The organism is Streptomyces sp. PU-14G, assembly GCF_041028275.1.
In the GTDB taxonomy this organism is placed as follows: Bacteria; Actinomycetota; Actinomycetes; order Streptomycetales; family Streptomycetaceae; genus Streptomyces.
Map to the genome: position 1 here is coordinate 1 of NZ_JASKYT010000269.1, position 11275 is coordinate 11275.

Below are 11275 nucleotides of genomic sequence, written 5' to 3' on the forward strand. Positions count from 1 at the left end.
GGGGTGGAGTCGTGAGCGGGAGCGGCCCCGGCGCGGTGGGACGGCCTCCCGTCGGTGACCCGGCCCCCGAACAGGGTGGCGAGGAGCGGCCCATCGCTCTCCGCGAGGGGGCCGGGGTCCGGGCCGGAGAGCCCAGGACGCTGGTGTTGCGGGCGCTGGGGCTGGGCGACCTGCTGACCGCCGTACCGGCGCTGCGGGCGCTGCGCCGGGCCCAACCGGAGAACGAACTGGTCCTGGCGGCACCGGCCTGGCTGGCCTCAGCGGCGCGCGCCGCCCAGGTCGCCGACGTGCTGCTGCCCGCGGGCGGCTCGGCACGCGAGGTCCCCGCCGCACTCGCCTGGCCGTGGCCGCCACCCCGGCTGGCCGTCGACCTGCACGGCAACGGCACGCCCAGCCGCGACGCGCTCGCGGCGAGCGCACCGGCACGCCTGCTGGCCTACGCGGAGCACTCGGCACCCGCCTGGCGGGAGAACGAGCACGAACGGCTGCGCTGGTGCCGCCTGCTGCGGTGGTACGGCATCCCCGCGGACCCGGACGACCTGCTGCTCGGCCGTCCCGAGGTGCCCTCGCCCGCGCCCGGCGCCGTGCTGGTGCACCCGGGTGCCGACGCGGGCGCACGGCGGTGGCCGGCCGCACGGTTCGCGCGGGTCGCACGCGAACTGCGGGCGCGGGGCGACGAGGTCGTGATCACGCACGGCCCCGGCGAACTCGCACTGGCGCACGAGGTGGCCGCGCGCGCCGGGCTCCCGGCGCGCGCGGTACCGGGCGGCGCCTCGGGGCTCCCCTTCGAACTGCTGGCCGCGCTGGTGGCCCAGGCCCGCGCTGTGGTGGTCGGCGACACGGGCGTCGCCCACCTCGCCACCGCTCTCGCCGCCCCCTCCGTCGTCCTGTTCGGCCCCGTCTCCCCCGCGCTGTGGGGCCCGCCGCCGCACCCCAGGCACCGGGCACTGTGGCGCCCCTGGCCCGGCGAAGGAGCGCGCCCCGGCGACCCGCACGGCACCTCCCCCGACCCCCGCCTGCTGCGGCTGCACCCGGCCGACGTGCTGCACGCCTGCGCACGGCTGGAGGACCCGGGCCCCGGGCTGCCCGGCGACGAAGCCCCGCACGGTACGGACTCCAGGGAGCCGGGCGCGGACGCGACGGGCGGGAAGGCGACGGGCACGAACGCGAGGGGCGGGAAGGCGACGAACGGGAACGGTTCGGGTGCGCACGGTGCGGGGGCAGGCGGCGGGGTCGGCACCGGTGCCGTCACCGCGTGCGGCGCGGCGGAGGGAACGGTGCCCGCGACCGCCGCGCCCCCCGCGGGCGGGGAGGGTGGAGCGCCGTGACTTTCCGACGGGCGCTGCTCGCGGGGTGGTTCAGCTTCGAGGACGGGGAGGCGACCGCCGGAGACGTGCTGGCGCTGCGCCGCGTCGAAAGCGTGGCACGCGAGGTGGGGCTGGCGTACGACGTGGCGTGGAGCCCGGCCTTCCGGCCAGGCGAGCTCTCGCTGGCCACGGTCCGCCCCGAACGCTACGACGTGCTGGTCTTCGTCTGCGGGCCGCTGCACGGCCCGCAGGTCGAGGCGCTGCACGAGGAGTTCGCCCACTGCCGCCGCCTCGCCGTGGGCGTTTCCGTCATCGATCCCGGGTCGCGTGCCGTGCGCGGTTTCGCCGAGGTGATCGCCCGGGACGGGTCACCGTCCACGGCCCCGAGGCCCGACCTGTCGGCGGGCACCCGGCCTCCCCGGCAGCCGCCCTGCGTGGTGGCCACCGTGCTGACCGCGGGACAGCACGAGTACGCGGGGCAGCGCCGCCACGAGGAGACGGTGCGGCGCCTCACCGCCTGGCTGGGGGCGCACGACTGCGCACGGCTGCCGCTGGAGACGCGGCTGGATACCCGCGACTGGCGGCTGTGCGCCACTCCCGAGCAGGTGGACGCCCTCCTGGCCCGGTCCGACCTGGTGGTGACCAACCGACTGCACGGGCTGGTGCTCGCCCTGCGCGTGGGCGTGCCCGTCATCGCCGTCGACCCCGTGGCGGGCGGGGCGAAGGTCAGCGCCCAGGCACGGGCGCTCGACTGGCCCGCCGTGATCCCCGCCGAGCGGCTGGACGGGGAGACGTTGCAGCACTGGTGGGACTGGGCCCGCACCGACGGCCGCGCCCGGGCCGCCGCCCACGCCGCGGCGCCGCTCCCCGACGCCCTGGCCGGGCTGTTGCACCGCGCCCTCGACGGCTGACTCACGGTGACGCATGCGGGCTCGCGGTGACGCATGCAGGCTCCCGGTGACACGGGCGGGCTCGTGACACGGGCCGGGCGCTCGCGCGTTTCGTCCCGTTTGACACCTTTGGGCAGCCGGATGGGAGCCTGTTGTGGTGAGCGGACGCCGGACACGGAGCCGGCACCGACAGCGGAGGGACACCACACCATGACCGAGGAACTGCACGGCAAGAAGGTCGCCATTCTCGCCACCGACGGGGTCGAACGCGTCGAACTGGAGGAGCCGCGCGGCGCGCTGCACGGCGCCGGCGCGGAAACGGAGCTGATCTCCCTCCACACCGGTCAGATCAACGCGCGCCAGATGGACATCGACCCCGCGGGCACCTTCCCCGTGGACAAGCAGGTGGCCGACGCCTCCGTGCGGGACTACGACGCCCTGCTGCTGCCGGGCGGCACCATGAACCCGGACCAGTTGCGCACCGACCCCGACGCGGTGCGCTTCGCGCGGGAGTTCATGGAGGCCGGGAAGCCGGTGGCCACCATCTGCCACGGCCCCTGGACCCTGGCCGAGGCGGGCACACTCAGCGGGCGGCGCCTCACCTCGTGGCCCAGCATCCGCACCGACCTGCGCAACGCGGGCGCCGAGGTCGTCGACGAGGAGGTCGTCGTGGACGACCGGCTCGTCTCCAGCCGCGGCCCGCACGATCTGCCCGCCTTCTGCACCGCCGTCGTACGGGAGTTCACCGGCGCGCTGCAACCCGCCTGAGCCTCACCCCGCGGGCAGGCAGCGGAAGTCGTCCGCTCTCGCGCGCCGCAGCATGGTGCGGTAGTGGCGCGGGAAGCGGGGCGCGGGGACGGTGAGCACCGGGCACCCCGCCCGCGCCAGCACCTTGCGGGTGGTGGGACCGTACCGCGCCCCCAAGCCGAAGACGGCGCGCGAGGGGGCGCGCGTTCCCACGATCAGGTGGTCGTCCGCCCGGTCCGCGACCGTGCACAGGGCGCGCCACGGCTGGTCGCGGACCACGCGGCGCCCGACGGTGCGCACCCCGGGCGGATCGCCGCCGAACGCCTCGTCGAACGCCGCCTCCAGCCGTGCCCGCGCCTCCCCGTACCAGTGGCGGGCCCACGCCCGGTCCGGGCGCAGCATGTACGCCGACTCGCCCTCCGGCGGCTCCCACGCCAGGACCGCCACCAGCGTCCGGCCGCCCGCCCGCGCCTCACGCGCCCCGGCGCGCAGGGCCGCGAGACTGGCGAGCGAGCCACTCACGCCGACGACGAGCCGCCCCGCGCTCCCGCGTGCGGGCCTCGTGAGCTCGGCTCTGCTGCTCAGGTCGCACCCGTCCCCCATCGCACTCATCCTTCCTCGCCTGCCGTTCCTTCGGCCACGGCCCGCCCAGCAGCCGTTGCCGAGACAGCAGTGTGGTGCGGATTGGCCCTCACGAACAGAGCCAATGACAGACGATTGGACTGGAGTTACTCACGGGGTGGAGGGGTTTTCCGGGCCACTGCGCCGGGCCACCGACTGGGGCGCGCATCGAGGATGAGCAATGTGCGGGCTTCCCCTCGTTGATCTGCGCTCTGACAGATCGCCTGGCGTGGCCGGTGTCTGTGCCCGCACCGGCCGGAATACGCACTCACGGACGCCGGTTGCAGCGGAACGTGCGCCATCCTCATGAGCCGCCCAGCGGCATACACCCACTGCTTGCCGGGCGCTTCAGCCCCTACCGGTTCGATCCGTCGGCAGTGGTCGACGACCATGCCCTCGAACTGCTGCTGGAAGCCGCGCGGTGGGCACCGTCGGCGGGAAACTCACAGCCGTGGGGCTTCTTCATGGGCAGGCCCGGTGAGCCGGAGCATGACCGGGTGCTCCCTCACCTTGCGCCGAGCTCGGCCCGCTGGGCGACGGATGCGAGCCTGCTCGTCGTCACGCTGACGCGTCGGCACGTTGAGGACACACAGTTGCCCTACTCCGAATTCGCTGACTACGACCTCGGCCAAGCCATCGCCCACATGACTGTTCAGGCCCAGGCTATGGGACTCGCCGTCCACCAGTTCCGGGCCTTCGATCTGGAGGGGCTCACCAAGGAGCTGGACCCGAACCCGGGCTGGGTGATCGTCTCCATGGTCGCGGTGGGCACGGCGGCTGACAGGCCGTCAGGGGCCCGTGACCGGCGTAGCGTCGCGCACTTGCGCTCCGCTCCGTGGTCACCAGCGGAGTAGGCGACGGGGCGGGTCCGGGGCACGACGTCAGTGGGCTGGGTTAGGTTCGCTGGTCATGGACTCGGAATCTCTGCTGCAGCACCTGCGCAACGAACTCGACGCGTTCCGCGCATGCCTCGATGGTGATCTGTCTGTACCCGTCGAACACTGCGGCGAGTGGACGCTCCGCGACCTGGCCGAGCACCTGGGCAGCTCCAATCTGTGGGCGGCGGCTGCAGTCACCGAGCAGCGCGGCGGGCACGAGGCCACCTCGGCTCCGCGTGATCCCGATGCGTTCCTGCGGTGGTTCGAGGAGAGTTCGGAGACTCTACTCAGGGCCCTCGACACCGACCCGAGTGCGAGCGCCTGGACTTTCCACCCGCCGCACACGGTGGGTTTCTGGCAGCGGCGCCGTGCGCTGGAGGCGCTCATTCACCGCTGGGATGCCGAGAACGCACTGGGCCACAGTCGACCGCTCGACGCGGTCCTGGCCGGCGAAGGCGTGGCCGAGGTCTTCGACACGATGGCGCCCCGGCAGGTAGCTCGGGGACGAGCCCAGCGCCCGCAGCACGCCCTGCGACTGCACGCGACGGACACCGGAACGTCATGGGTGTACGGCCCTGGCAGGGCCGTGGCCACGCTCACAGCGACGGCGGAACAGCTGGTACTGCTCCTGTGGGGTCGGATACGCAGCGCGGATGCCGCCTACACCTGGGCCGGCGACCGGGAGGCGGGACTGCGCATCCTGGCCGGCACCTTGACGCCCTGACACTGAGCGGTGCCCCGCCACGCCTTGAGTGGGTCGAGTCACCGACCCGTCACGAGCTGCTGTCTCGTCGTTCCTGGCTCCAGTCGGCAGCTGATTCCCCATCTGCCGCCCACGCCGGGCGCCCTTCGCCACGTGGACCTGAACCTGCGCGTAGACGTCCACGCGCTACTGCCGCGCATCGAGGCGCCCACGTTGGTCATCGGCTGCGGCCAAGACGCCACCGTCCCGGTCGAGCACAGCCACGCCCTGCACGAGGCGATCGCCGGCAGCGCGTACGCGGAGCTCGACGCCGGACATGTGGTGCTCTTCGAGCGGACGGACGAGTTCATCGACCGGGTGACCTCGTTCCTCGCGGAGCGGGGGCGTACGGTGTTGCGACGACCACTAGGCCCGGTCGGTCCCTTCGGTCTGGTGGATGTGCAGCTCGCCGTTCATGACGGTGTAGACGCTGGCGTTGTCGTTCGCCGTGTTGGTCTGGGTGTTCGGGGTGTTCCCGCCCTCTGCCGACGCGTCGGCAGCCGGGGCCTGTTGGACCTCGACGTGGTTGTCGTGGCCTGCCACGACGGGGCCGGAGGCGTCACCGCCGATCCGGACGGAGTAGCGGTTGTCTGGTGGGGGTGCCATGGGTGTCTCCCATCGAAGGCGGAGGAAGCGGGCGGAAGAAGGCGTCCGGCGTCACCGCAGGCGGGTGATCGTTCGTGTCCCACAGGTGGTGCACTGGACGTTCTGCGAGGAGCCCGCACGCAGCTGTTTCGTGTACTGGCCGGTGTCGCTGTCCTCGCCACCGGCCAGGGTGATGGTCGCGCTGAGGTCCATACGGGCGCACGACCCGTTGACGTGCGCGGACACCGACGGATTCCCGCGGTAGGTGCCGTTGCCGCCCCTGAACTCCGCGGTGGTGAAACCGCCACCGCAGGCGCCGATCCTCATGGTGTAGACCCCGGGTGCCTTTTCGGAGATCGAGAAGACGTCACCCTGGCTGTCTCTCCAGGTCCCGGCGAGCCCGGTAGGGGTCGGGGTCGGTTCCGGGTCGGGTTCCCGCGTGAACGTCGGCTCCGGCGGCTCGGTGGTCTCCTCGCTCGGTGTGGGGTCCGGCGCGTCGCGGGTGGGGAGGTCCAGCCCGGGCGTGGGAGTGTCCCGGGCCGGTGTCGGGGTCGGCAGGGTGGCCAGGTCCTTCCGCGCTTCCGACTCCTGGTGGTTGTTGTAGGCGACCCCGCCGATGGCGACGGCGGCGACGACGGCGAGCGTCGTCAGCACCACCGTTCCCACGGAAGCGCCGCCCGTCGTCGCGGCCCCCGTCGCGGCCGAGGCACCCGCATGGGTACTGCCCGCTGTGCCGCCGGTCGCGCTGCCGGTCGTGCTGCCCGCTGTGCCGCCTGCCGTGCTGCCTGTTTCGCCCGCGCCGGGCGGTACCTGCGCCGTCGTGGCGCTGGACGGGTCCGGCGCGGGCCCTGAACCGGCCGGGCCCTGGGCGAACTCCCCCGTGTGAGCCGCCGGGTGGTCGGTCAGACCGGGGTCGGCGGTGAGGCCGCTGTCAGGGGTGGCGTCGGGAGCCCCGGTGGCGTCCGGGGCCGTGCCGCTGTCCGCGGGGGAACCGTCTGGGCCGGAGCCGGAGCCGGGACCGGTTCCGGAGCCGGAGCCGGAGCCGGAGCCGCCGCCGCTTCCGGCCTGCCCCGCGGTGCCGTCACCGTACGAACCGGTGTCACCGTACGAGCCGGCGTCGCCCACCGAACCCGCGTCGCCGTGCGGGGCGGCGTCGCCGTTCGGGGAGGTCGCGGCGCCTCCGTCGGGTGCCGAGGGGGCCGAGGGCGGGGCGGGCGCGTACTGTCCCGCGCCCGCCGCGGCGTCGGCGCCGGCGTGGTCACCGAGTTGGCGCCAGAGCACCACGGCTTCGGCCAGCAGGACCCCCGCCACGACACGGCGGCCGGTGACGAGGCTCCGCACGCCGCTCTCGTGGGTGAAGTAGGCGACGGCGCGGGTGTCGCCCGTGCGCTGGGCCGCTTCGAGTCCGATGTCGAGCATCCGCCCCCACGCGTCGGTCCGCAGCGCGCGGGCGAGGGCCGGGGCGGCGGCGCGGGCGAGGTCGACGGTCAGGTCGCAGCGCCCGGCCTGCTCGGCCAGTTCGGCGGCCCGCTCCAGGGCCCCGGCGTGGTCGGCGACGTGGGCGGGAGGGGTGGACGGCTGCGCGGCCCACCGCGCGAAGTAGACGCACAGGCGCTCGGCGGGGAAGGGCTCCGGGTGGCGCTCCCGCACGGCCGGTACGACGTCGGCGGCACACCGGTACCCGCCCCCCGTGGCCGTGATCAGGCCGAGGTTCACCAGGCGTCCGCACACGGCGGAGGGTTCGGGCACGTCGGCCAGTGCGCTGATGTGCGCAGGCGCCAGTTCGGCGTCGGCCAGTGTCGCCAGGAGGCGGAGCACGTTCGCGGTGTCCCGGTCGAGCTGGTCGAGCAGCAGCGGCAGCAGTTCCGCGCTCGCGCCGGGCCGCGGCAGCAGCACGCTGCCGGAGGCGTCGCGCCGGGCGAGGGCCGCCGCGCGCAGGAGGAGCAGGGGCACGCCCTCCGTGGCCTGCCACAGCTCGGCGGTGGCCTGCGCTTCCTCGGGTGCGGGGCGGCCGAGTTCGCGGGCCAGCAGTTCCAGGCCCGCGGCGCGGTCCAGTCCCTTGATCCGAAGTGCCGTGCCCGCGCCGAGCAGTACCCGCTCGCGGCTGGTGAGGACGAACGTCGCGTCGGGTGCCGCGTCCACGAGCTCTTGTAACTGCGCGGCGGTCAGGTCGGCGTCGTCGAGGTAGACCGTCACCTCCACACCGGCCATCAGGCGGCGCAGTTCGGTGTTGGAGGGGGCGTACCCGTCGGTGTCGTAACAGGCTTCGAAGATGTCCTGGGCCAGGTCCCGGGGTTCCCGGTGGGCGGCGGACAGGAACAGCACGCCGTCGGGTCCCGGCGAGAGGGTGCGCGCGGCGTGGCGGAGCAGGGTGCTCTTGCCGACGCCGGGCGGCCCCCACAGGAGTACCGGGCCGCCGGAGCCGACGGCGTCGGCCAGGGCCGCCAGTTCCGCGTTCCGGCCCAGCGGGGTGTGTCGCCGCCCGGGCAGCAGTTCGACGCGGTCCCGGCGTACGGGCCGGGGCCGTTGCCCCGCCATCAGCAGGGTGACGGCTGACCCGTGCTGGGCGTCCACCACCACGTTGTGGTGGCCCGCGATCACCGGCCCGCTCGCGGAGCCGCCGACGTCCACCCGGTACCCGGCCGCCTGGTCCGGGTCACGGTCACCGTCCTGCCTGGGGCCGGTGGTCGCCGCCTCGTTCGTGTCTTCCGGCTGTTCCATGACCTCACCACCGCCTTTACTGGCCACGCGTCGACGCGGCCGTGTCCTCGCCCCTCGGTCTCCGTGCGCCACACTAGGAACGGCCCGGTGCGGCGATCCCGTCACACGACGGTTTCTGCTCGATTCCTCCACGACCGCCTCGGAGGCGGCCACCGCCCCCTCCCCCGCACGTCCCCCGGGTCGCCTCACCCCACGTCACGTCACCCACGCCACCCACGTCACGTCACGTCAGGGGGCGGCGAACGCCACGCTGCGCAGCAGGGCGAGATCCTCCACCGTGACGGACCGGTACCCCGTGGAGATCACACCTGTTTCGCGGAGCCTGCGCAGGGCCTTGTGCACGGTGGGTTCCGCCGCACCGGAGAGAGTGGCCAACTCCGGCTGGGTGAGGGGCCAGCGGATGACCGCTCCGGCGCCCTGCGGCTCCCCGTACGTCATCGCGATCTGGTGCAGTACCCGGGCCAGCCGGGTACCGGCGTCGCACCCGGCGAAGTCGATGCGGTGCCTGTTGGCGGCGCGCAGCTTGGTCACGATGGAGGCGTTGACGGCATGCGCGATCCGCGGCTCCCGGCGCATGCAGTCCAGAAAGTCGCCACGGGTGACGAGCCTGGCGGCCACGGCCCCGCACGTGGCCACCGTCGCCGAGCGCGGACGCCCGTCCACGGCGGCGAACTCGCCGACCAGGTCGCCGCCCATGCGCACCGCGAGCAGCGCGTCCCGCCCGTCATGGGTACGCGCGGTCACCTTCACCACGCCGCCGAGCAGGACGAGGACGAACCCGGACGGCTCCCCCTCGCGGATGAGGACGCGATCGGCCTCGTACCTGGCGTGCACGCCCAGGGTGAGCAGGTGGTCGCGCGCGGCGCCGGCGAGGCCGCCCAGCAGGCTCGGCGAGGGCCAGCGAGGGCCCGCACGCGACCGTCCACCGCGGGCGTTCCCACAGGTGCCTGCGTCCCCCACGTGCCCCCCTCGCTCGCCTGTTCCCACTCGGCTCAATGCCGGCTTCCTGCCCGGCCTTCTGCCCGGCTCCTGGTCCGTCGGGCTCCTTCGATCCCCGCGTGCTCCGCCGTACGCGGGAGTGCGCGCCGGAGGACCAGTGTGCGCCGCGCGACGCGCCGCGGGTGGGGTCTCTCCGACAACCCGCCCCGCGAATTTCGGCCGAATCCCGTACGGCGACGGGATCTGGGCACCGCCCACCGTGCATCGTGGCGCTCGGCGGACACGGGAACGTGAGGAGCCGCCGCTGCCGCCGTGGAGGACGCATGGAACCGAGACTGGAACACCGGGCCCTGCTGGCCGTGGACATCGCACACTCGGCGGCACGCGGCAACGTGGCGCTGCACCGGATCCGCGACGTGCTGCGCCAGTCGCTGCGCGAGGCCCTCGAAGAGAGCGGCATCGACTGGGACGCCTGCCTGCGTGACGACCTGGGCGACGGCTTCCGGATCACCGCGCCCGCCGGAGTCCGCAAGAGGCGGCTGATCCACCCGCTGCTCCCCGAACTCGCCGTCCGCCTGCGCGCTCACAACCGCATGGCGGGGCCCTTGACCAGCATCCGGGTCCGCGTCGCGCTGCACGCCGGCGACGTCTGCCTCGGCCAGGACGGGCAGGTCACAGGACGCCCCCTCGAAGTCCTCGCCAGGATGCTCGACGCCCGGCAGGCGCGGGCCGCCCTCGACGCGGCCCCGGACACCGTGACCGCCTCGCTGCTGGTCTCGCAGCACTTCTACGACGAGACGGTGCGCCACGGCTACCCCGGCATCGAACCGGAGACCTTCGACAGAATCGCCCTCGCGGAGAAGGAGTACACCGCGGACGCCTGGCTGCACCTGCCCGGGTACGCGGGCGCCGCGCAGGCGCCCGGACGCGACGGCACGGCCCCGGACGACGAGGCCCCACCCCTTCCGGAAACGGCCCCGGCCCCGGGAAAGATGATCAACCGGGCCTCCGGCAACGGCGTCGTCTACGCGACGCAGAACGGTACGCAGAACATCCACCTCACCCGCGGGCCCCGCGGGCAGTGAAGGAGCGTTCGTGACCCAGGAGTTGACGGCCCTCGCCGAGGCGGGCGCCGCGGCGGTCGTCGCGGCCATGGCGACGGACCTGTGGCAGAACACGAGAGGAGCCGTCCTCCGGCTCTTCCACCGCGACGAGACACCGGACCGCCGCGCCGCGATCGCGGCGCAACTCGACAGCAACGCCGCCCTCGTCGACGAGGCCGCGGCACCCGATGACGTGCGGCGGGCACTGCTCGGCGTGTGGACCCTGGAGTTGACGGCTCTCCTGCAGCGGGACTCCTCCTGCCGCCAGGATCTGGCCAGACTGGCCGCCGAGGTCGGCGCCGCACTCCCGCAGGAGCGCCGTACCGTCCTCTTCGAGCAGACCAACGACGCCAGGGACTCCGGCACCGTCATCGCCGTCCAGCACGGCGACCTGCACGCCTGACCGGGCCCCGGGCCCCGGGCCCCGGGGCCCGGTCAGGTCAGCCCTACGTGCCGCCCCCGACCCGAACGGCAGGGCACGCCACCTCGACCCGGGCCCACACCGTCTTCCCGGGGCCCGTCCTGGGCCGCACCCCCCAGCACGACGCCAATGTGTCGACGAGGACGAGCCCAAGCCCGCCCTCGCTCACGGAGTCCGGGGCGCGGCGCACCGGCAGCGAGGGATGCGTGTCGGACACCTCGACCCGCACGGCAGCGGCTCCCGTCGCCCCTTCCCCTTCCAGGAAAACGCGCACCTCGAAATCCCGCCCGGGAACGCGTCCGTGCACCACCGCGTTCGCAC

The 11275-nt window shown here is 74.1% G+C and carries 11 protein-coding genes; 7 read left to right on the forward strand and 4 right to left on the reverse strand.

Annotated features, from left to right (window positions below; all coding sequences use genetic code 11):
• The 3 genes from AB8Z75_RS25310 to AB8Z75_RS25320 form a co-directional block, all read left to right on the forward strand.
• Nucleotides 1–1328: glycosyltransferase family 9 protein (locus AB8Z75_RS25310; RefSeq protein WP_369205787.1), on the forward strand; the 1328-nt coding region annotated here is incomplete at its 5' end.
• The gene (locus AB8Z75_RS25315) at nucleotides 1325–2218 is read left to right on the forward strand and encodes a polysaccharide pyruvyl transferase family protein (RefSeq protein ID WP_369205789.1); all 894 of its coding nucleotides are present in this window, start codon (nucleotides 1325–1327) and stop codon (nucleotides 2216–2218) included. The genes AB8Z75_RS25310 and AB8Z75_RS25315, both read left to right, overlap by 4 nt.
• Before the next feature lie 189 nt (nucleotides 2219–2407).
• The gene (locus tag AB8Z75_RS25320) at nucleotides 2408–2965 is read left to right on the forward strand and encodes a type 1 glutamine amidotransferase domain-containing protein (protein ID WP_369205791.1); all 558 of its coding nucleotides are present in this window, start codon (nucleotides 2408–2410) and stop codon (nucleotides 2963–2965) included.
• 3 nt (nucleotides 2966–2968) lie between these two features.
• On the opposite strand, the gene AB8Z75_RS25325 is transcribed toward AB8Z75_RS25320, so the two are convergent.
• The gene (locus AB8Z75_RS25325) at nucleotides 2969–3547 is read right to left on the reverse strand and encodes a universal stress protein (RefSeq protein WP_369205793.1); all 579 of its coding nucleotides are present in this window, start codon (nucleotides 3545–3547) and stop codon (nucleotides 2969–2971) included.
• Between the two features lie 311 nt (nucleotides 3548–3858).
• Here AB8Z75_RS25325 and AB8Z75_RS25330 point away from each other — a divergent pair, with 311 nt between their 5' ends.
• Nucleotides 3859–4419 carry a nitroreductase family protein gene (locus AB8Z75_RS25330; protein ID WP_369205807.1) on the forward strand — a complete coding sequence of 187 codons (561 nt, stop codon included), beginning with the start codon at nucleotides 3859–3861 and terminating at the stop codon, nucleotides 4417–4419.
• A 55-nt stretch (nucleotides 4420–4474) separates the two neighbouring features.
• A complete protein-coding gene (locus AB8Z75_RS25335; protein ID WP_369205795.1) occupies nucleotides 4475–5167 on the forward strand; it encodes a maleylpyruvate isomerase family mycothiol-dependent enzyme in 693 nt (230 codons plus the stop codon).
• Between the two features lie 384 nt (nucleotides 5168–5551).
• On the opposite strand, the gene AB8Z75_RS25340 is transcribed toward AB8Z75_RS25335, so the two are convergent.
• From AB8Z75_RS25340 to AB8Z75_RS25350, 3 genes are all read right to left on the reverse strand, one after another.
• Nucleotides 5552–5791: a hypothetical protein gene (locus AB8Z75_RS25340; RefSeq protein WP_369205797.1), complete on the reverse strand. Its 240-nt coding sequence runs from the start codon at nucleotides 5789–5791 to the stop codon at nucleotides 5552–5554.
• Nucleotides 5792–5842: 51 nt separating this feature from the next.
• Nucleotides 5843–8491, reverse strand: coding sequence for an AAA family ATPase (locus AB8Z75_RS25345; RefSeq protein WP_369205799.1), 2649 nt, complete (start codon nucleotides 8489–8491; stop codon nucleotides 5843–5845).
• A gap of 228 nt (nucleotides 8492–8719) precedes the next feature.
• Entirely contained in the window at nucleotides 8720–9451 is a 732-nt protein-coding gene (locus AB8Z75_RS25350; protein WP_369205801.1) for a Crp/Fnr family transcriptional regulator, read from the reverse strand.
• Nucleotides 9452–9753: 302 nt separating this feature from the next.
• On the opposite strand from AB8Z75_RS25350, the gene AB8Z75_RS25355 reads away from it, so the two are divergent.
• Nucleotides 9754–10515, forward strand: coding sequence for a hypothetical protein (locus tag AB8Z75_RS25355; RefSeq protein ID WP_369205803.1), 762 nt, complete (start codon nucleotides 9754–9756; stop codon nucleotides 10513–10515).
• A 10-nt stretch (nucleotides 10516–10525) separates the two neighbouring features.
• Nucleotides 10526–10936: a hypothetical protein gene (locus tag AB8Z75_RS25360; protein ID WP_369205805.1), complete on the forward strand. Its 411-nt coding sequence runs from the start codon at nucleotides 10526–10528 to the stop codon at nucleotides 10934–10936.
• Nucleotides 10937–11275: the final 339 nt, after the last annotated feature.